18 protein-coding genes are annotated in these 21,026 nt (G+C 62.9%); 14 read left to right on the top strand and 4 right to left on the bottom strand.

Features of this window, described 5'->3' with window-relative positions; translation table 11 throughout:
* Positions 1-5 precede the first annotated feature (5 nt).
* The gene (locus HMPREF2822_RS05945; RefSeq protein WP_070522298.1) at positions 6-938 is read right to left on the bottom strand and encodes a LysR family transcriptional regulator; all 933 of its coding nucleotides are present in this window, start codon (positions 936-938) and stop codon (positions 6-8) included.
* Between the two features lie 76 nt (positions 939-1,014).
* Between HMPREF2822_RS05945 and HMPREF2822_RS05940 the strand changes: the two genes are divergently transcribed.
* The 6 genes from HMPREF2822_RS05940 to ald all read left to right on the top strand — a co-directional run bounded on the left by HMPREF2822_RS05940 (position 1,015) and on the right by ald (position 8,049).
* Positions 1,015-3,087: a bifunctional copper resistance protein CopD/cytochrome c oxidase assembly protein gene (locus HMPREF2822_RS05940; RefSeq protein ID WP_070522295.1), complete on the top strand. Its 2,073-nt coding sequence runs from the start codon at positions 1,015-1,017 to the stop codon at positions 3,085-3,087.
* A 205-nt stretch (positions 3,088-3,292) separates the two neighbouring features.
* A complete protein-coding gene (locus tag HMPREF2822_RS05935; protein WP_070522293.1) occupies positions 3,293-3,883 on the top strand; it encodes a single-stranded DNA-binding protein in 591 nt (196 codons plus the stop codon).
* Between the two features lie 80 nt (positions 3,884-3,963).
* Positions 3,964-5,634 carry an energy-dependent translational throttle protein EttA gene (ettA, locus tag HMPREF2822_RS05930; RefSeq protein ID WP_070522290.1) on the top strand — a complete coding sequence of 557 codons (1,671 nt, stop codon included), beginning with the start codon at positions 3,964-3,966 and terminating at the stop codon, positions 5,632-5,634.
* A 48-nt stretch (positions 5,635-5,682) separates the two neighbouring features.
* Entirely contained in the window at positions 5,683-6,141 is a 459-nt protein-coding gene (locus tag HMPREF2822_RS05925; RefSeq protein ID WP_070522287.1) for an acyl-CoA thioesterase, read from the top strand.
* 15 nt (positions 6,142-6,156) lie between these two features.
* Positions 6,157-6,816 carry a DUF8185 domain-containing protein gene (locus HMPREF2822_RS05920; RefSeq protein ID WP_070522283.1) on the top strand — a complete coding sequence of 220 codons (660 nt, stop codon included), beginning with the start codon at positions 6,157-6,159 and terminating at the stop codon, positions 6,814-6,816.
* 150 nt (positions 6,817-6,966) lie between these two features.
* Positions 6,967-8,049 (top strand): alanine dehydrogenase, encoded by a 1,083-nt coding sequence (gene ald / locus HMPREF2822_RS05915; RefSeq protein WP_070522280.1) that lies wholly within the window; start codon positions 6,967-6,969, stop codon positions 8,047-8,049.
* Here the strand turns inward: ald and HMPREF2822_RS05910 are convergent.
* The gene (locus HMPREF2822_RS05910; RefSeq protein WP_083304482.1) at positions 8,046-8,435 is read right to left on the bottom strand and encodes a globin; all 390 of its coding nucleotides are present in this window, start codon (positions 8,433-8,435) and stop codon (positions 8,046-8,048) included. The two genes, ald and HMPREF2822_RS05910, sit on opposite strands and share 4 nt — an antisense overlap.
* 2 nt (positions 8,436-8,437) lie before the next feature.
* Positions 8,438-9,439, bottom strand: a complete 1,002-nt coding sequence (locus HMPREF2822_RS05905) for a mechanosensitive ion channel family protein (protein ID WP_070522278.1) — start codon at positions 9,437-9,439, stop codon at positions 8,438-8,440.
* A 115-nt stretch (positions 9,440-9,554) separates the two neighbouring features.
* Between HMPREF2822_RS05905 and HMPREF2822_RS05900 the strand changes: the two genes are divergently transcribed.
* On the top strand, positions 9,555-10,715 hold the full coding sequence (locus HMPREF2822_RS05900) for a cystathionine gamma-synthase (protein ID WP_070522275.1): 1,161 nt from the start codon (positions 9,555-9,557) through the stop codon (positions 10,713-10,715).
* A gap of 50 nt (positions 10,716-10,765) precedes the next feature.
* Here the strand turns inward: HMPREF2822_RS05900 and HMPREF2822_RS05895 are convergent, their stop codons facing one another.
* Positions 10,766-12,646, bottom strand: coding sequence for an FAD/NAD(P)-binding protein (locus HMPREF2822_RS05895; RefSeq protein WP_070522272.1), 1,881 nt, complete (start codon positions 12,644-12,646; stop codon positions 10,766-10,768).
* Positions 12,647-12,765: 119 nt separating this feature from the next.
* On the opposite strand from HMPREF2822_RS05895, the gene HMPREF2822_RS05890 reads away from it, so the two are divergent.
* From HMPREF2822_RS05890 to HMPREF2822_RS05860, 7 genes are read left to right on the top strand one after another with little or no spacing between them, the layout of a single operon-like run.
* Positions 12,766-14,406, top strand: a complete 1,641-nt coding sequence (locus HMPREF2822_RS05890; protein ID WP_070522269.1) for a TIGR04028 family ABC transporter substrate-binding protein — start codon at positions 12,766-12,768, stop codon at positions 14,404-14,406.
* A complete protein-coding gene (locus HMPREF2822_RS05885; protein WP_070522266.1) occupies positions 14,407-15,417 on the top strand; it encodes an ABC transporter permease in 1,011 nt (336 codons plus the stop codon).
* Complete coding sequence (locus HMPREF2822_RS05880) at positions 15,414-16,268, top strand: ABC transporter permease (protein ID WP_070522263.1); 855 nt, start codon at positions 15,414-15,416, stop codon at positions 16,266-16,268. Before HMPREF2822_RS05885 ends, HMPREF2822_RS05880 begins: the two co-directional genes overlap by 4 nt.
* A gap of 1 nt (position 16,269) precedes the next feature.
* Positions 16,270-17,937, top strand: a complete 1,668-nt coding sequence (locus tag HMPREF2822_RS05875; protein ID WP_070522260.1) for a dipeptide ABC transporter ATP-binding protein — start codon at positions 16,270-16,272, stop codon at positions 17,935-17,937.
* A gap of 29 nt (positions 17,938-17,966) precedes the next feature.
* Positions 17,967-19,154, top strand: coding sequence for an alkylhydroperoxidase domain protein (locus tag HMPREF2822_RS05870; protein WP_070522257.1), 1,188 nt, complete (start codon positions 17,967-17,969; stop codon positions 19,152-19,154).
* A gap of 18 nt (positions 19,155-19,172) precedes the next feature.
* Complete coding sequence (locus tag HMPREF2822_RS05865) at positions 19,173-19,847, top strand: SDR family oxidoreductase (RefSeq protein ID WP_070522254.1); 675 nt, start codon at positions 19,173-19,175, stop codon at positions 19,845-19,847.
* A 56-nt stretch (positions 19,848-19,903) separates the two neighbouring features.
* Complete coding sequence (locus HMPREF2822_RS05860) at positions 19,904-20,650, top strand: GntR family transcriptional regulator (protein WP_070522251.1); 747 nt, start codon at positions 19,904-19,906, stop codon at positions 20,648-20,650.
* Positions 20,651-21,026: the final 376 nt, after the last annotated feature.

The following is a 21,026-nucleotide window of genomic DNA, read 5'->3' as shown; positions in this document are numbered from 1 at the left end:
TCCGATTATCGGGCTACCACTGGCGTTGGCTCGGCGTTGGCGTTGAGGAGGACGTCGTTAAGCGTGCGCGCCGCTGGGCTCAGCGCACGGTCCGCGCGGTGGATGACGAGCGCTTGCACGGTCGGGAGGGCTTCCGCGATTCGCCGGAAGTGGACTCCCTGCTGGCCCAAAGCCTGCGCGGTGTGCGGCAGGAGGCTGATGCCGTAGTCGCCCGCCACGAGTGGCAACCCCGTTTGCAATGTGGGAACTTCTTGGACCGTGACGGGCTTGCTTAATGCCGACTTAGCCCACACCTGATCCATTGCTTCCGGCAAACCGCTGAGTTCCGGCCAGCGCGGCGGCAAGAGCCAGGTCTCAGCGCTCAGGTCGGTCAACCGCACGGGGTCAGGCAAGCCTTTTAGCCTCTCGGGGAGCGCGACGCGCACCTCAATTTCTGCGGCGCAGTCAATGGTGAGCTGCGCGCCGTAGTCTTGGCGGAAGCGCTGTGGGTTAGTGGTGAGGAGGATTCCTAACTCCGCTGAGCCATCCAGGACCTCTCTCAACGTGGCGGTTGGTTCTAAGTCCTTTAAGGAAACACTTACCTCCGGTGCGCGCTGGCGCATGCGGCACAGAATCTCAGGCATATAAAGCCAGTTGAACTCAGGGGCGGAGCATAACGTCACCGAGCCCGCGCTGCCGGATGCAATTTCGGCAAGGCGCGTGGTGGCGGTGGTAAGAAGGGAATCTATCGAGGTAGCGACGCCATAGAGGTAATCTCCGGCCTCTGTGGTTCGGACTCCACCGCGCCCGCGGGAGAGCAGCTTCACGTTGAGATCCTTTTCAAGTTTGCGCACGGTTAGGCTTAAAGAAGGTTGCGTGAGCTGCAGTGCTTCCGCAGCTTGCGTGAATGAACCGTGGTCCACAACGGACCGAAAATGGTGAAGCTGGCGAGAGTCCATAAGAGCAGACTACCCGAAAGCTGAGAAAAAACTACCTTTTAGGTAAGAGAACCTCCGTGGCGGTAGACTGCCCACCATGCACACTGAGAAAGAAACTCCCAGCTCACAGCGCTTTCGGGGGTCGGCGCGCTCGACGTCGGGAGCGCAGCCTTCCCGCTTGTTGAATCTTTCTTTCATCGTCTTCGCGGGCCTCGTGGGCGGAATTATTTCTCTGTTCTTTCTTGCGGACTCGCTCGCCGCCCTAGGCATCCCCGACCCAGGGCGCATGACAACGTTCGGCCTTCCCTTCTTCCGCGCTATCGCGTGGATGCTCATGGCGCTTTCGATCGGCTCCTTTATGTCGAGCGCCTTCTTTATTTACCCGGCGGTACCGGATAAGGACAACGAGCGTCTCATCAAGGCCACGCTCACCGTCGATGGGCACATCGCAGCGCGGACCGGCGCATGGGCGGCGGTGGGCGCCGCGGTGGTGTCTTTATTAGAGGTCCCTCTCGTCATGTCGGATCTCACCGGTACCCCGTTGGCTAAGGTTCTCAACCCGGAGCTCATGGGCATGGCAGTGGGGCAGATCGCGGCGTCGCAAGTCTGGCTGCTCACCGCAGCTATCGCAGTGGTTGTTGCCGTATCTGGTTTTGTCGCACGCACGTGGGCGGGCCAAGTCGGAACGTTTTTCTTGTCCTTGTTGCTGACGGTGCCTCTCGGGATGGAGGGCCACTCGGCTTCCGGTGGCGATCATGACTACGGTACGAACTCGCTGCTGCTGCACCTGTTCTTCATCATGCTCTGGGTCGGTGGACTCATGGGGCTCATCGCCCATGGCCGCCGCCTTGGCCCAGATATGGGTGTGGCGGTGCGTCGCTATTCCTCGGTCGCGTTGTTCTCCATCGTGGGGCTGGCAGCTACAGGCGTAGTTAATGCGCTGATTCGCGTTGAGTTCGGGGATCTGTTCACTACTCGGTACGGCCTGTTAGTGCTGAGCAAAGCGGTGCTCACCGTGGTGTTGGCAGCCATCGGCTTCGTGCACCGACGGGTTACCATCCCTCACTTGAAGAGTTCGCCGCGCCTGTTTATCAGGGTGGCTGTGGTTGAGGTTCTCATCATGGCGGCGACCGTTGGCGTAGCCATCTCGATGGGCCGTACGCCGCCCCCGCCGCCGCGGGACCCGAATCTCAACGCCATGCAGATTCTGCTGGGCTATGAGCTTTTCGACGCCCCCACCGCCACCAACGTGTGGACCATGTTCCGCTTTGATCTCATGTTTGGCTCGCTGGGGATCGTGCTGGCCGGCTTCTACCTGTACGCGCTGTGGCGCCTCAAGCGCCGCGGGCTGACGTGGTCGGCAGGACGCACTGCGTGGTTCCTTGTGGGAGCGCTGGGCATGACGCTGATTATGAGCAATGGCATCGGCTTGTATATGCCGGCGCTGTACTCCATGCACATGTTGGTGCACATGATTCTGTCCATGGCAGTCCCGCTGTGCCTTGTGCTGGGCGCTCCGGTGACCTTAGTGATGGAAGCTTTTGAGCCTGGGGAGCCGGGCAAGCCCACGCTTCACGACGCCGCCGTCGCCCTCACCAAGGCTCGTACCTTGCGCATTCTTACGCATCCAGCGGTCAACGTTGTGCAGTTCCTGGCTTTCCTTTACGTGCTCTACCTTTTCCCGAACTTTTATGAGCTCGCCATTTCGGAACACGCTGGGCACGTGATTATGAACTGGGTCTTCTTGATCTCTGGCTACATCTACTACTGGGAAGTTATTGGCCCGGACCCGTTGCCGTGGCGCGCGCCGACGGGCATTCGCCTGCTCATCCTCTTCGTGTCGATGCCCCTGCACCTTTTTGCCGGCGTCTACCTCATGCAGATGCAAGTCATTCTGGGCTTGGACTTCTATGAGTCCTTGAGCTTGCCGTGGCACCCGGACTTTGTCACGGACCAACGAACCGGCGGCGGTATTTCCTGGGGCTTCGGCCAATTCCCGCTGGTGATTGTGTTTGGTTCGCTATTCCTTGACTGGCTGCGGGAGGATCGTGCCACCGCTCGGCGCCATGATGCTAAGGCGGATATTGACGGCGATGCTGATTTGGAAAGCTATAACGCCATGCTCAAGCAGATGAGCGAAGGGGATGATTCCACCTTCCGCCAGCACTAGCGGGAGTGCCCACCCTGGGTGCGTGAAAAAGAGTGCTTACCGGGCGAAACGGATATGTTGTTGATGCTTTCAACAAGTTATCCACAGGTTGGCAGTGAGGTCATTGCGGGCGCGCTGATGGGTGGCGATGATGCGAGGTACGGGAGGCGCATCGCTTCCTCGCATTGAAAAGAGCACCAGCCACAAACAGCAAAGGAATCACGCAATGTCTCAATACCCAATTTCACTCACGGGGCGCCTGACTCACGACCCCCACCTGACCAAAATCAGCGAAACCATGTACAAGGCCCGCCTCCGCTTTGCTTCCTCGCGCAGCGTTCCGGAAAAGGATGACGAGGGCAAGACTGTGTGGCGGGAGCTGGACCTTAACTATATCGACGGTGAGGTGTGGGGCCAGTGCGCCATCAATGTTAAGAAGTCCCTGTTTAAGGGCATGCCGGTCTTTGTTATGGGCTCCATTGTCACGGACCGGTGGGAGGATAAGAACGGGGCAAAGCGCTCTAGGACCTATATCAAGATCGCCCACGTGGGCCTCGACCTCAACCGCTTCTGCATCACCTCCACCAAGATTGGTACTTCCTATGGTGAGGAGGGCAGCGAAGCCCTCTGGCTGGGGGAGAATCCGCCAGTACTGGATGTGGATTACACGGCACCGCCGAGTACTGCGGAGGATGAGGCATTGCCGGCTGCTCTGCAGTCGGGAGATACCCCGCAGGATACTGCGGCGGATCGTCAGCAAGCGCAGAGCGCGGCCGAAGCTCACCGCGAACCGGCGCCAGAAGAAGCTATGGCCTAAGGACGGGGGACTACCACCGCCCATGTGATGTACTCTTTGTACTGTTATTGACCAATCCTGACAGAAGTAAAGGGTGAAACATGGGCGAATTCATCTACACGATGAAAAACGTGCGTAAGGCCATCGGTGACAAGGTTATTTTGGACAATGTCACTATGGCTTTCTACCCGGGCGCCAAGATTGGCGTCGTGGGCCCCAACGGTGCAGGTAAGTCCTCGATCCTGAAAATTATGGCCGGCCTCGATCAGCCTTCCAACGGCGAGGCTTTCATTGACCCGGGCAAGACGGTCGGCATCCTCCTCCAGGAGCCGCCGCTCAACGAGGAGAAGACGGTCCGCGAGAACGTCGAAGAAGGCCTCGGGGAGATTTTCCAGAAGAAGCAGCGCTTCGAGGAGATCGCGGAAGAGATGGCCACCAACTACTCCGACGAGCTCATGGAAGAAATGGGCAAGCTACAGGAGGAGCTCGACCACGCGGATGCGTGGGAGGTTGACTCCAAGATCGAGCAGGCCATGGAGGCACTGCGCTGCCCGCCGTCTGATGACCCGGTGACTAACCTGTCCGGTGGTGAGCGCCGCCGCGTCGCGCTGGCCAAGCTGCTGCTGAGTGAACCGGATCTCCTGCTGCTCGACGAGCCCACTAACCACCTCGACGCCGAGTCCGTCCAGTGGTTGGAGAAGCACCTCGAGTCCTACCCGGGCGCCGTCCTGGCCGTGACCCACGACCGCTACTTCCTCGACCACGTTGCGGGCTGGATCTGTGAGGTTGATCGCGGCAAGCTCTACCCCTACGAGGGCAACTACTCCACTTACCTGGAGAAGAAGGCTGAGCGCCTCGAAGTTGCTGGTGCTAAGGACAAGAAGCTGCAGAAGCGCCTCAAGGAAGAACTCGCGTGGGTTCGTTCCGGTGCGAAGGCGCGCCAGGCCAAGAACAAGGCCCGTCTCCAGCGCTACGAGGAGATGGCTGCAGAAGCCGAGCAGTACAAGAAGCTCGACTTCGAGGAGATTCAGATTCCGACCCCGCCGCGCCTGGGCAACAAGGTTGTGGAGGTCAAGGACCTGACCAAGGGCTTCGATGGTCGCGTCCTTATTAAGGACCTGTCCTTCACCCTGCCGCGCAACGGCATCGTCGGTGTTATCGGCCCGAACGGTGTGGGTAAGTCCACCCTGTTCAAGACCATCGTGGGCCTGGAAGAGCCGGATTCCGGTTCTGTCACCGTCGGCGAGACCGTCAAGCTTTCCTACGTTGACCAGGGACGCGAAAACATCGACCCAGAGGCCACCGTGTGGGAGGTCGTCTCCGATGGGCTGGACTACATCCACGTTGGCCAGAACGAGATGCCGTCCCGCGCCTACCTCTCCGCATTCGGTTTTAAGGGCCCGGACCAGCAGAAGCCGTCTAAGGTTCTTTCCGGTGGTGAGCGCAACCGCCTGAACCTGGCCCTGACCCTCAAAGAGGGCGGCAACCTGATCCTCCTCGATGAGCCGACCAACGACTTGGACGTGGAAACCTTGGGCTCCCTGGAAAACGCGCTGGAAAAGTTCCCCGGCTGCGCCGTGGTTATTTCCCACGATCGCTGGTTCCTCGACCGCACCTGTACCCACATCCTGGCCTGGGAAGGCAATGTCGCGGAAGGCCAGTGGTTCTGGTTCGAGGGTAACTTCGGCGATTACGAGAAGAACAAGGTCGAGCGCCTCGGTGAGGACGCCGCCCGTCCGTCTCGCGTTACCCACCGCAAGCTCAGCCGCTAGGGCCGCTCAGCCCTAACACTCAAAGGAAATCTTCGGAAGGATTCTGGAATGCCCGCTCAGAATGTTGTGTCGGAGGAGACTAAGGACAACGTCCACGAGCTCACCGTGGGAGTGCGTTGGTCGGACTTCGACATGTACGGCCACATGATGAACGCCAACTTTATCGAGCTGGCGCAGGAAGCGCGCTTGGCCTTTGCCATGCACCACTTCTATTCACGTGGCCTAAACATGGTGGCTTTTGTTCGCCACATCGACGCGGACTATGTCCGCCCCATCAAGTGGGATGGACGGCATGGCACGGTGACGGTGGAGACCACGGTGGTGCGCCTTGGAGCCACGTCGTTTACCACTCGTCAGAAGATCAAGGACGCGCAAGGCCAGGTGGCCTGCGTCATCGACTGTGTGCAGGTCACCATTGATCCAGATACCCAGATGCCGCGGGAGGTTTCTGAGCAGGAGCGCACCATCATCCTGGAAAATGCTGTCGTCGAGTTGGACGAGCAGTAGGCGGCCAGCGCAATTATGGAGAGTGAATCCCTGACATTGCACAACGGCGGGGTGGGGCTACAGGCCCTCCTCGCTCGTGCGACGGGGCTGGATGCCTCAGCGACGGTGCGCTTGCGTCAATACGACGCCACCCACGTTGAGGTTTTTGTCACGACCCCCTTCGATGTCGTCGTAGCGCGGCGCTGCGAAGGCAACGTTGGTCGCGATGGGGCAGTGGTGTCGGCGCAGGCGCTTCTCGACGCCCTCCGCACCACCCCCGAACACCTTCTTGAAGAGGACGGGGCGGAGGTGCTTGATCTAGGCCCCGCGCGCGACCCCTCATGGCCGGGGGCCTTGCCGCCGGCAACGGGGTTTCGAGAGATTGATTCATTGCCTGTCGACGTCGTCCGTGACTTAGCGGATAAAGGCCGGCAGCTAGCCCGGCAATTCTCTGGTCCGATGGGCCCGCCGAAAGGCCTGTTGAATCAAACCGTGCTCACCGTGGAGAGCGCGGAGACCCAAGTAGAGATTCCTATGCGGATGATCTTCGCCTGCACGAGTTTGGGTCTCATTCCGGGCTTTGCTGCGTCACTCGATATCCCCCGCCATCTGCGCGTGGCGGGCAAGGGGCGGTGGGTTCGCCTCGACGCGCCCTATGGCAGTGTTTATCACTCCACGCGGCTGTCTTTGTTCTAAAACGTCTCCAGCCTCGCCGCCGCAGAGTCTGCGGCGGGGCACAGCACCGCGGGAAAACTGTGTGGTTTCTACGCCCGCAACGCAGCGTGATTTGCGTTACTATTAAGGGGTCGAATTCAGTTTCTTCAATAAAAGGAGATAGCTCGCACGATGCGTATTGCGGCACCCAAAGAAATCATGAACAACGAGAACCGCGTCGCTCTTACCCCGAGCGCTGCGCACGCACTCATCAAAGACGGCCATGAGGTTCTAGTGGAAACTGGGGCCGGAGAAGGCGCTTCTTTCCCAGACTCCGAGTACCAAGCCGTGGGGGCGACCATCGTCGCCACCGCTAAGGAGGCCTGGGCGGCGGACATGGTGGTCAAGGTCAAAGAACCGCTCGAGGCCGAGTATGGCTACCTGCGCGAGGATCTGCTGCTCTTCACTTATCTCCACCTGGCGGCGGACCGTTCGCTGACGGACGCCCTGGTTGAGGCCGGAACCACCGCCGTGGCCTATGAGACGGTTACCGATGCCCGCGGCACTCTGCCGCTTTTGACACCGATGTCCCAGGTGGCCGGGCGTCTCGCCGTCATTGAGGGAACTCACCATCTGTTGTCCACGCAGGGTGGGCGTGGCTTGCTGGTCTCCGGCGTGCCGGGTACCCAACCGGCGCGAGTGGTGGTCATCGGCGGCGGCCAGGTTGGCGCGTCCGCGGTGGCTATGGCGCACGGCCTGCGCGCGGAAGTCACGGTGCTCGACCTCGACCCACACGTCCTGCAGCGCTTCGATGAGCAGTACCAGGGCGGCGTGCGCACCCTGGTGTCGGACCCTGCCACGCTGGAAGCGGAGCTTCTCGCCGCCGACCTCGTCATCGGCGCCGTCCTCGTGCCCGGCGCTGCCGCCCCGAAGTTGGTTCGGGAGGACGTGGTCAAGCGCATGAAGAAGGGCGCCGTGCTTGTCGACGTTGCCATTGACCAAGGCGGCTGCTTCGAGAACTCCCACAAGACCTCGCACGATGAGCCAACCTTCAAGGTGCACGACACCCTCTTCTACTGCGTTGCCAACATGCCGGGCGCGGTGGCGAACACCTCCGCACGCGCACTCGGCTCGGCCACCTTGCCGTACATGCGCGCCCTGGCTGCCGGCGGCTTCGACGGTGCAGTCGAGCGCTTCCCGGGCTTGGCCAATGGTCTGATGACCCGCGGGGGAGAGCTGGTGTCCCAGCCCGTGAAGGAGGCCTTCGGGCTTTAGGGTGCGCGGTTGATGAGCATCGCCGCTACTCGCTCCATGTGGTCCCAAATCACCGCACGGTAGGCCGGCGGGATGGTCTCCTCGTCGATCTGCGCTAAGGAGTTGCCCATGAGCTCGAGCCAGCGATCATGGGCAGCCATATCGATGGGGTAGGGCGCGTGGCGCATGCGCAGGCGCGGGTGACCGCGATTCTCTGAGAAGAGCTGGGGTCCGCCCCAGTACTGCACGAGGAACCAGGTCAGGCGTTTTTCCGCGCCTTCCCAATCCTGCTGCGGGTACATCGGCCCGATGAGATCGTCTTCGCGCACCTGGGCGTAGAAACCACCGACGAGTTTCTCAAAGGTCTCCATTCCGCCGACGGCTTCGTACACGCTCGTTGGTTGCACGCCTAATCTTCCTTTCGCGTCAGGCTGGGTTCTTCCAAATCAAAGATAGCCATCCCCCGCGGGTAGGGCGTGGTAATTCCTTCCGTATGCATGGCGGTGAGGATTTTCGCCTGCATCGCGCGCTGCACATCCCATTGTTTGCCCGGTAGCGTCTTGACGGAAACGCGGTAGGACATGTGGTCAACTTCCAAACCGGACATGCCATTGACCGTAGGTTTGGCCAGGATGAAGCCCTTGATTTCGGGGTCGCGGGCGGCGTCCTCTGCTGCGGAGGTGATGACATCGACTGCGCGGGTGGGGTCGTTACTCAGTGCGATGGGCACTTGCACGCGGGCGACGGAGTAGCGGTCGGAATGGTTGGCCACCTGCAAGATTTCGCCGTTACGGACGTACCATAGCGCGCCATCGATATCGCGGACCGTGGTAATACGTAGGGAAATGGACTCCACGTCGCCGAAGACCCCGTTTCCGAGGTCGATGGTGTCACCGATGCCGTACTGGTCCTCCATGAGCATGAAAATGCCGGACAGGAAATCCTTGACCAGCGCCTGGGCGCCGAAACCAAGGGCGACACCAACCACGCCGGCTGAGGCTACGAGCGGGGCGACGTTGACTCCGAGCTTGTCCAAGATAGCGAGCGCTGCCCAGACCCAGACGAATATGGCAACCGCGGAGCGTCCAACGCCGGCGAGGGTCTGGATGCGGGAGGTGCGCCGAGCCTCCTGTGTTTGCTCGAGGACCTTGTCGGTTGTTTTGTGCGCTTTGCGCGGGGAGAGCGGCGAGCTGAGCTTGCCCTTCTTGATGCTGTTATCAGCCAGCTTGGTGATGAGCCGGCGCAGCAGCCAGCTGCCGATGATGGCGACGATGAGGATGAGCGCGATGCCGATGGGTTTGTCGATGAGCCAGGACTGCATGTTTTCTGTTTGCCACCAGCGGGTGACCGCGTCGACAGCCCCGTCGGTTGGCTCGGAGGAAGCGCTTAGGTATGTGGTTGGTCTGGTCACGTGTGTCCTTTCTGCTATCGCTCACGACTGACGCTTACCGATGGTAGGGAAGAGAGCTGAATATAAAAAGCTTGTCTTTCCCGCGACTGAACAGCTTGGTCTAGAATTGTGCCTCATGACTGACAACCGCACTCTTGGCTTTTCCTCCCGTTCCATCCATGCCGGTTACCAGCCGGATCCCTACATGGGATCCATCAACGTACCGATCTACGCCTCCACCACGTACCAGCAGGATGGCCTCGCGCAGCTGCGCGGCGGCTATGAGTACGGGCGAGTGGCTAACCCCACCGTTCATTCTCTGGAGAAGACCCTCGCGGCGCTCGAGAATGCCGAGTATGCGCGCTGTTTCGCCACGGGCATGGCGGCCGTCGATACCCTCATTCGGATTCTTGTTCGTCCAGGTGACCACGTCATCCTCGGCAACGATGCCTATGGCGGCATGTATCGCCTCCTGCACCATGATTATGGTGAGTGGGGTATCGAGCTGTCCATCGTCAATACCGCCGATGCCGCGGCGGTAGAGGCGGCGTTGAAAGAGAACACCAAGCTCATTTGGTTGGAGACCCCGACCAATCCGGCGACGACGATCACGGATATCGCCGCAGTCTCTGAGGTTGTTAAGGCGGCTACCGACGCTCAGATTGTCGTCGACAACACCTTTGCCACGCCCTACCTGCAGAATCCTTTGGAGCTGGGCGCGGATCACGTCCTGCACTCCACCACGAAGTACCTGGGCGGCCACTCGGATGTGCTGGGTGGTGCGGTCGTGACCAACTCCGCGGAGATGGATGAGCGCCTGCTCTATTTCCAGGGCAACGTCGGCGCGGTGTCCTCGCCTTTCGACGCCTACCTCACCGCCCGCGGCATCAAGACCTTGGAAGTCCGCATGGATCGCCACTGTTCCAATGCGCAGGCCGTGGCCGAGTTCCTGGAATCCCGCCCAGAGGTCAAGCAGGTTCTCTACCCGGGCCTGCCCTCGCACCCGGGCCATAAGCTGGCTAAGAAGCAGATGCGTGGCTTCGGCGGGATGCTGTCCGTGCGCTTCCACAGCGAGGAGCACGCCCGCCAGATTTGTCTCAACACCAAGCTCATCTCGCTGGCTGAGTCCCTTGGCGGTGTCGAGTCCCTCATTGAGCACCCACAGAACATGACGCACATTTCCGCTGAGGGCTCCGAGCTCGTGCCACCGGCAGACCTCGTGCGCATCTCGGTGGGCATCGAGTCCATCGATGACTTGCTCGCGGACCTGGAGCAGGCCCTCGACGCCCTTCACTAAAACCGCCGAAGCGCCAAGGTTTTGAGCCTCGGCGCTTTCGCTGTGTGTGATTAGAGGGAATTGAGCAGGGAGCCGGCCGTGCGGTCGGTTTCCTGCAGCATGAGTGGGTCCGTGCCGGGCATGGGGGAGATGGTGGTGTCCGGCCACTGCGAATAGGTGGGGATGCCCACGATGTGCAAGCGCGGGTCCTCGATGCCACCGGGGTTGACCACGCGGCGGTTCCACGTCGTCTCCGGCGAGCCGGTGGCCTGACCATGGTCGACGAACGCGCGAACACGCCCGTTGAGGGATACCGCCAGTGGGTCGCCGGCGCGGCGGACGTCGGGGGAGTGCATCCAGGCGTCGATAAGCCAGGTGGAGGAAGCCTCACCGTGCGCGGTACGCAGCGTGAACTTCTCGCCGATCTCTAGCTGGGGGCGCTGACCCAGGAAGGTGACGAGGCCGGCGTCGACAAGCGCGAGCAGCTGGCGCGTGCGGAAGAGCGGCGGGCCGGAGCCTACCATCTGTCCGAAGGCCATGAACTCCTTGTACGTGCTGGTGCGGGACTCCCATGTCATCCGGCCTTCTGAACCCGCAATCGAGGAGGGCTTGCGCGCGGCAGAGATGGCCCAGAGTGCGGACTTCAGCGGGGAATCGGCGGCGGCGACGGCCTCGATGATGTCGCGCGCTAAGCCTTCGGCGATGTACTCGGTGATCTCACCGTCGGTGAAATCGTCGAGTGGGTTCGCCCAATGCGCAAGATCCAAAGGCTGCGCGGAGGAGCCCTCGAGGGCTGCGGTGAGCTGGTCTGCCATGCCTGCTAGGTCGTTGGCATCCACCACAGTGGCATCGATGGTGGCGATGATATCCGCGAGGGGGCGCTGCAGGGCATCAGGCGCGACCCGCGCCTGGTTCTCGTAGTACTCGGCGTAGGCATCGCGCAGAATGTGCGGCAGCAACTGCGTGCCGAAGTCCAGCTCGACCTCCGGAACCAGTGCGGCCACCGCGGCGCGGAAACGGGTCAGCGCGGCCTTCGGCGGCAGCGCGTGATATTCCGACTTTGGGATATAAGGGTAGCCGCGGCCGGAGGAGACGATGAAGTGCGGCTCCTCACCGCTGGGCTCGTAGCGCAGCCCGGAGCGCGTGGAGGGATCCCCCACAAACTCACCACCGCGGTCGATGGTGAGCAGCGCCATGATGTCGAAGAAGCCCATGCCCAGGCCGCGGATCAGGACCTTCTCGCCCGCGGGGACCTCAGACACTGGCTGCTCGACGGGGTTATCTGGCCGCACCCAATGCAGATCCGAGTGCGCAGCCTCCGCCAGTGCGCGTTCGGATTCGCTGAGCGCCGGTACCTGCCAGCCGTAGGCCAGGACGGTGGCGTCGGCGGTGACGGTGGAGCCGTCGGAAAGTGTAATGGCGTCCTGCTCACCGCGCTCCTCCACGGACAGCGCGCGGGCGCGGTGCTGGACGACGTCCACGGTCTCCGGCAGCTGAGTCAGCGCAACCTCGAAGACCCACTCCAGGTAGGCGCCGTAAAGCGCGCGGGAAGGGTTGGACTCCGGGCGGGTTCGCGCGAGTTCCTCGGCAAAGGAAGCGGCTAGCTCCTCGCGCGGCGGGTGGGAATCATAAAGCTCCAGCTTGGCAGGCGCGATGTCGGGGCGCTCGCCGCGCAGGAGCTGGATCCACTCGTAGAGGATGGGGCCCTCGAGGACCGGCGCGGTGGTGGTGGAACTGGGCTCGGTGAACAGAGTGACCGCGCCGGCCAGCGTGTTCATGCACAACGTGCGGGTCTGCTCCGTATCCCAAATGCGGCCAGCGCCCAGCGGGGCATCATCGATGATGTGGAGGTGCAGGGGTGACTCAAGGGGGGTCGCGCGCAGGTGGGCCGCGAGGCGCTCGACCAGCGAGATGCCGCGCGGGCCGGCCCCGACGATGGCGATGGAGGGCATAAAGATCAACCTCAAACTTTTAGACTGTGCTGTCTAGTGGAATAATACCGGTCAGTATACGTTGTGTTAAATCCGTAGACACAATTCAAACCGACTATCTACTCTCTGAAAGCAATACCGTGAAAACCCTACGCGCACTCGCCGCCACCCTGGCAGCAGCCTTCGCCTTAGCTGGCTGCTCCGCCGCGGAGCGGCCGGACGGGGAGGACAACGTCCTCACCTACCTAGAGCCGCAGTTCTTCCGCACGCTCTACCCGCCGGCCGCCGGCTTTTATCCCAACGGCGGCGTGGTCAACCAGCTGACCGATCGCCTCCTGTACCAAGACCCCGAGACCCTCGAGCTCTCGCCGTGGATCGCCACGGAGATGCCCAAGGTCAACGCCGATGCCACGGAGTACACGTTTAATATCCGTACCGACGTCACCTACTCCGACGGTTCCCCGCTGACCGCCGAAAACGTCGTGGCCAACTTCGACCTCTTCGGCCGCGGCGATAAGTCCCGCACGCTGACAAGCTCAGAGCAGATCGCCAACTATGACCACGGCGAGGTCGTGGACGAGGACACCGTGAAGTTTTACTTCACCCAGCCTTCCCCGGGCTTCCTCCAGGCCACCTCTGCCTATAACGCCGGCCTGCTCTCCGATTCCACGCTGGCCTTGGACAACGAGGGCTTCGGCCCCGGCAACGCGGTCAACGTCATTGGCTCGGGCCCCTTCGTGGTGGAATCGGAAGAAATCGGCACCGACCTCAAGCTCAAGACCCGCGAGGACTACGACTGGGCCCCGCCGGCCGTGAAGCACCAAGGGCGCGCGGAGATCGACGGCGTCCACTACATCCTCGCCGCCGAAGAATCCGTGCGCACCGGCGCCATCCTCTCCGGCCAGGCCGATATCGCCCGCCAGATCTCCGCACCGCAGGAGTCACTGCTCAAGGACCGGGGTGTTGGCATCATCTCGCGCGGCACGAACTCCATGAACAACCAGTTCGCCTTCCGCTTCGACCACCCGTTGCTGCAGGACAAGCGCGTGCGCGAGGCCATCATCCACGGCGTGGACCGCGAGGAGATTCTCCGCGTTCTCTTCTCCGAGTCTTATCCACTGGCCACCTCGACGGTGGCCAAGACCGGCCTGGCCTACAAGGACCAGTCCGCCGCCTATGCCTTCGACCCCGAAGAGTCCAAGCGACTCCTCGACGAGGCCGGCTGGGAACCCGGGCCGGACGGCATCCGCGTCAAGGACGGCCAGCGCCTCGTCCTGCGCACCAATACCGCGTTGCCGCAGCCGCGTTCCAAGGAAGTCATGACCATGGTGCAGGACCAGCTGGGTGAGCTGGGCATCGGCATCCAAGTCAACGCCGGCGACCAGGCCACGCAGAACGCCGATGCCAAGGACGTTGACAAGGTGCAGATCTACCACTCGATGGTGGGCCGCGCCGACTATGACGTCATCACCTCGCTCTACGGCATCAACAACCGCGACGCCTTCCTCAACCAGGACGCGGAGGGCACCCCAATCGACGCGCACCTGCAGGAGCTTCTCGACGCCGTCCTCGACACCCCCGACAAGGAAGGCCGCATCGAGGCCACGGAAGAAGTCCAGGACTACATCACCGAGCAGGCCTATGCGCTGCCGCTCTTTGAGGAACCTGTGGTCTACGCCGTCCGTCCAGGCATTTCGGGCTTTAGCCCGGAATCGGTGGCGCGCCCGTGGTTCTACGAGGTGTCCATCGACGCCGCGGCATCGGATGAGGAGGAGAAATAAATGACAACCCGCCAACTCTTCAGCCGCATTGGGCAGGCCCTCCTCGTGCTGCTCATTACCTACACCGTGGCCTTTGTGCTCCTGTCGGCGCTGCCATCGGATGCCGTCCAGTCGCGCTTCGGCGACCCTGCCCTGGGCCTGTCCCAGGCGGAGATTGAGGCTATTCGGGAGGAGATGGGCGTCGACAAGCCGCTCGTGGTGCAGTACTTCACCTCCCTGGGTGGCTTCCTCACCGGGCACTTCGGCAACTCCACGCAGTCGGGCGCTCCGGTAGCCACGCTGCTTGCCGACGCCCTTCCCCACACCCTCATCCTTGCCGCCAGTGCCATCGTTCTCGCACTCATCGTGGCCGTGCTCGTGGCCTTTGTGGCCACGCTGCCGGGGCTTGGCGCCATCGGTTCTTTCTTCCGGGGACTGCCTTCCTTCATGGTCTCGCTGCCCGGCTTCTGGATTGCCATCCTGCTCATCCAGTTCTTTTCCTTCCAGCTGGGCTGGGTGCGCGTCATTGAACCCGGCAGCGTGGAGGGCCTCATCCTGCCTACCGTGACGCTCTCGGTTCCTATGGCCGCGCCGCTCATCCAAGTGCTGATCCGCTCCATCGATGAGACGCAATCGCGGCCCTTCGTCCAGGCGGTGCGCGCACGCGGTGCCTCGGAGGCGTGGATCTTCTGGCGAACTGTCCTGCGCAATTCGCTGCTGCCCACCTTGACCATGGCGGGCCTGCTCTTCGGTGAGCTCGTCGGCGGTGCCGTGGTGACCGAGACCGTCTTTGGCCGCACCGGCTTGGGCTACATGGTGGCGCAGGCCGTGGCGAACCGCGATACCCCGGTGCTGCTGGCCGTGGTTCTCATCGCTGCGACCTCCTACATCATCATCAACCTCGTGGTGGACCTGCTCTACCCGGTGCTGGATCCGCGCCTGCGTGCCAGCGCCCCGGAGCGAGCTGCCCGCCGCAGCACAGATTCCGCCACCACCTCGGCCGCTACTTCGGAAAGGACGGTGCGCTCATGAGCATGACGCACACCAATCCGCTGCGTTCTTCACGAGCGCCGCGCCGCCACACCGCGAATCCCTGGCTCGCGCCGGGTTCCATCATCGCCATCGTGGTCCTCGTGATCGCTTTCCTGGCCGCGCTTTTCCCAAGTCTGTTCACCTCGGCCGACCCCTATGCTGGCACCGACGTAGCTCTGTTGGCGCCGGGGGAGTCCGGCCACCTCATGGGCACGGATGCGGTGGGGCGCGACCTCTATGCGCGCATCGTTTACGGTGCCCGCCAGTCGCTCCTCGGCGCGCTGATCGCCGTGGCCGTCGGCCTGGTCGTCGGCACGCTCATCGGTTTGCTCGCCGGCTCCCTGCGCGGAGCGGTGGACACCGTCCTCATGCGCGTGGTCGACGTGCTGCTGTCTATCCCCGGCATCCTGTTGTCGCTGTCCATCATCATCGTGCTGGGCTTTGGCTCCGTGCAGGCGGCGGTGGCCGTCGGTGCGACGTCCGTGGCGACCTTCGCGCGCCTGGCCCGCTCCCAGGTGATCACCGTGGCCAGCTCGGACTACATCGAGGCCGCATACGGCGCCGGTGCCACCCACGCCACGGTGCTCTTGCGCCACATCCTTCCCAACTCACTCACGCCCGTCATCGCCCTGGCCACCCTGCAGTTCGGCACCGCGATCCTGCAGTTGTCCATCCTCGGCTTCCTGGGCTACGGCGCCCCGCCGCCCACCCCGGAGTGGGGCCTCATTATTGCCGAAGGCCGCGACTTCATGGCCACCGCCTGGTGGCTCATCATCCTGCCCGGCATCGCGCTGGTCGCCATGGTGATGTCCGCCAACCGCCTGTCCCAAAACTTCCCCGTGGAGGCCTAACATGTCTGTTACAAAAAATGCAGCGCAGCCCCTGCTGCGCGTGCGGGACCTCAACGTGTCCTATTCCACCGCTGGTGGTGACGTTCCCGCGGTCCAGGGCGTCAGCCTCGAGGTGCATCCTGGGCAGATGACCGCCATCGTGGGCGAGTCCGGCTCCGGCAAGACCACCTCCGCTATGGCCGCCATCGGCTTGCTGCCCTCCAACGCCACGATCGATGCCGGCACCATCACCTTCGACGGCCGCGATATCACCTCGCTGCGTCGCCGTCAGTGGCGTGAGTTGCGCGGGCGACGCATCGGGCTGATCCCGCAGGACCCGAACAACTCCCTCAACCCCGTCCAGACCATCGGCGCCTCGGTGGAGGAGGGCATGCGCATCCACAAGGTGGGCACCGCCGCTGAGCGCAAGGCAAAGGTGTTGGAGTTGCTGGAGCGCGTCGGCATCGATGACCCTGCGCGCCGCTATCACCAGTATCCGCACGAGCTGTCCGGTGGCATGAAGCAGCGCGTGCTCATTGCCGCCGCCGTGGCGCTGGAGCCTGACCTCATCATCGCGGACGAGCCAACCTCTGCGCTGGATGTCACCGTGCAAAAGATCATCCTCGATCTTCTCGACGACATGCGCGCGGAGCTCGGCATGGGCATCCTCTTCATTACCCACGACCTCGCCGTGGCCGGTGACCGCGCCGACCGCGTCGTGGTCATGGAATCCGGCCAGCTTCGCGAGGAAGGCCTGGCCGCCACGGTGCTGACGAACCCGCGCCACGACTACACCAAGCGCCTGCTTGCCGACGCCCCTTCCCTCACCGTCGCCGACGCCGGCCCAGCAGCTACTTCTCGCGACGCCGCCTCCAAGACCGACGCAACCACTGATGGCGCCGCGGGCGAACCTTTGGTGCGCGTGGAAGGCCTGACCCAACGCTTCGGTGATTTCACCGCCGTCGATGACATATCCTTCACCGTGGCCAAGGGATCCACCCATGCCATCGTGGGCGAATCCGGCTCCGGCAAGACCACGACGGGGCGCAGCATCGCCATGTTCAATACCCCGACTGCGGGCAGCATCACCGTCGGCAGGCGCGACATCGTAGGCCTTCGCGGCAAGGCCTTGCGTGAAGAGCGTAACAACATCCAGCTGGTCTACCAGAACCCCTACGGTTCCTTGGACCCCAAGCAGACGATTGGCCAGACGGTAGCGGAGCCGCTGCGGAACTTGAAGGGGGTGCGTGCAAGCGCGGCCAAGGAAAAGGCCAAGGAGTTCTTGGACCTGGTGGCGCTGAACCCGGACTACTACGACCGCCGTCCGCGCGAGCTCTCCGGCGGCCAGCGCCAACGCGTGGCCATCGCGCGCGCCATGATCGTGGAACCGGAGCTGGTCATCCTCGACGAGGCAGTATCCGCCCTCGACGTCACCGTGCAGGCCCAGATCCTGCGGCTGCTGGCCCGGCTACAGGAGGAGCTTGGCCTGACCTACATTTTCATCTCGCACGACCTAGCTGTGGTCAACCAAATCTCCGATACCGTGTCCGTGCTCTCGAAGGGCCAGCAGGTGGAATGCGGGCCCACGGCCGAGGTCTTTAGCAACCCGCAATCGCCGTTTACCCGCAAGCTTATCGAGGCCATCCCCGGCTCGCGCTACCGCGCCGGCGACCTCAACCTCGGCCTGTAGCCTGGGGCCGATCAAGAAAGGATTAGTTCATGGCAGACATCATTAACCTACTGTCGGATGCAAGCGAGGACGTCGCCCAGCTGCGCGAGCGCCGCCCCGAAGCCAAGGAGAATGCGCAGGCCTCCTTCGCCGCGCTCCTCGAACCTTCAACGCCCGGCACGTTCAGCTATGCGGAACGCTACGCCATCGCTACCTTTGTGGCGGGCGTGTATCAGGCGACGCCTGCCGTCGCCTTTTATTCTGACCTGCTGGCGGAGGAGTCGGAGGAACTCGCCGTCGAAATATCCCGCGCGGTGGAGAGCGGCATCACCACCGGCCCGTATATTGATGGCGGCTTCACGCTTTTCGAGGTCTCCCAGCGCCTCGCCGCCGCCCTCGACTTCGCCCACCTTCTGGTCTTCCACCCCAAGGATGCTTCTCCAGCTGCGATTGGTCACCTGCAGGCGGCCGGCTGGTCCGACGATGACATCGTGACGCTGGCGCAGCTGGTCAGCTTCCTGTCTTTCCAGCTGCGCGTGGCGCACGGCCTCTCCGTGCTTGCCGGTACTGCACAGCCCGCGCCCGTGACTGAGGCGCCGCGTCCCACACAGACCCCGGAGTGGGTGCCGGGGGAGGGGACGCTGGTGCCGGACGTCGCCAAGCCGCAGGGCTTTGTAGCGCACTCGCTGGGCTGGAAGCCGTGGGTGCCGCCGCAGCCGAAGGAGGAGTTCACAGACGCGCAGCGCGATGCGCTCATTAAGCCCGAGCGCATCGATATGGAGTACTTCCGTCTGCTCGCCCGCGATCCGGCCGCGCTCAAGGCGCGCACGCTCACGGACCTGGACATCTTCTACAACACCGACGGCGGACTCGGCCGCGCCGAGCGTGAGCTGGCCGCCACGGTGGTATCGCGTCTCAACGGTTGCGAGTACTGCGCGTCGGTGCACCAGCAGCGCGCCAAGGAAGAGGGCGGTGACGCCGCGGCGATTGACCGTCTGCTCGAGGAGGGCGTAGATGCTGACCTGGGCTCGGCGCAGTGGTCCGCCATTCGCGATGCCGCCCTGGCCCTGACCGAGTCACCCTTTGCCTTCGACGCCTCCCACGTTGAACGCCTCGAGGCCGTGGGATTCGATACCCTAGCCATCATCGATGTCATCAACTCCACCGCGTTCTTCAACTGGGCCAACCGCCTGATGCTGACGCTGGGGGAGCCGGATGTGCCGAAGCGCTTCCGCTAACGAGAAGGAGGAACAACCATGGTGAAAACTGCCGTTGTAACTGGTGCGACGGGTGGAATGGGCGCGGAGATCATCAAGGACCTTGCCCGGGACCACCGCGTGTATGCCCTGGGGCGGCGCGCCGGGGAGCTGCCGGAGGCGGAGAACATCGTGCCGGTGGCAATCGATTTGCTGTCGCTTCTCGACGGCTCACCGCTTCCCGCCGAACTGTCTTCGCTGGAGCGCGTCGATGTGCTTGTACACGCGGCGGCTCGGGCGGATAAGCGCTCGGTGGAAAGCGCTCGGCCGGAGGATTGGCGCGCGCAGATGGACCTCAACGTTCACGTGCCAGCCGAGCTGACCCGCCTGCTTCTGCCCGCGCTGCGCGCGGAGGAGGGGCTTGCGGTGTTCATTAACTCCGGTGCCGGCATTCACTCCTATGGTGACAACGTCATTTACGCCGCCACGAAGCATGCTTTGTACGCGCTTGCCGACGGCCTCCGCCTCGGCGAACTCGGCATCCGCGTGTCCACCGTCGCGCCGGGCCCGACGGATACCCCGATGCTGCAGGGCCTGCAGGATTACAACCCAGAGCATGTCATCGCTCCTGTGGAGGTGGCGAAGGCCATCCGCGCCACCGTTGATGCTGGCCCGACGACGCAGCTTACGGAGATTCGCGTACGCCCGCGCATTGAGTTGAATCAGCGCAAGTAGGAGCCGCATTTTCTCTCAAGATGCGAAAAACGCAGCGCACGGTACAGTGATGAGGCGTGTCCACCTCTCAACGTCGCCGCCCCGCCTATTTGGTGATCGCGGATTCGCTGCGGAGCAAGATTGAATCCGGCGAACTGAAGCCGGGTGACCGCTTTCCCACGGAGCGGGAGTTAGTCCAGGAATACAAGGTGGCGCGCATGACGGTGCGTCACGCGCTGGACATCGTCCAGATCGAAGGTCTCATTGACCGCAAGCGCGGGCGCACCGGTGGCACCTTCGTGCGTGCCACCCCGCCGACGCTGAGCCTGACGAGCGGACGCAGCGCGCTTGACCAGCTGCGTGAGCATGGCCTCGATGTTGAGGTGCGGGTGTTGTCGCTGACGCTGATTGAGGTGCCTGGGCATCTCGCTTCCACCTTCGGGATTGAGGAAGGTGATTCCGTGTGGGAATGCCGCGCGGTGCAGTTGACCGAGGGCTCGCCCATCATGGCCTCCACCCTTTTTATCCCGCAGGCCTTGGCCTCGGACCTCACGGAAGAGGACGTTCAAAAGCCGCTGACCGAGCTGTTGACGGAGCTTGACCTGGTGCCCGTGTTTAAGCGGGACTCCCTCGTGGCCGCCACCGCGCGCACGGAGGAGCAGAAGGCCCTTGGAGTGGGTCGGAACCAACCCGTCTTGCGCATTACACGAACCGTTAAGGCGGAGGGCGGCGTCGTGGCTGCTCAGTTGGAAGAGACCCTGCGCCCTGATGCCGTCACGGTGGAAGTTGTCATCGGCGAGGACCCCACGCCGACCCTCGACTAACCACCTCTGGTCTTCGCCCCAACGCGGTCAGCCGCCGCAAGGCTCGGCCTGCTCGAGCTGCATCAGTGCACGACAGCAAACCCGTCAATCATTTTCCGGTTGGCGGGTTTGGCCCTTTAAGGGCTTAACTCCCGGCGGGAAGCGCGTGAATCGTGGTTAGGGATCGCCGATGTGCCCGTCAACCATCTTTGGGTTGGCGGGGTCGGTGGTTGGCGGTGTCCTTTCTGCCGTTTCTGTGTTTGGTGGCTGTGGGGGTTAGCTGCTGTCGGGTGGTTCCTCTGGTGGTTGTCCTGCTTGTTCGGCGTTGAGTCTGGTTACTGCTTCTTGGTATTCGGGCATTGCGGTGGGCCTGACCCCCGGAAAGTAGACACGTCGG

It is taken from the genome of Corynebacterium sp. HMSC062E11, assembly GCF_001811845.1.
GTDB lineage: Bacteria > Actinomycetota > Actinomycetes > Mycobacteriales > Mycobacteriaceae > Corynebacterium > Corynebacterium hesseae.
The sequence above is the reverse complement of the archived record's forward strand: the minus strand, read 5'-3'. Positions and strand labels throughout refer to the sequence as shown.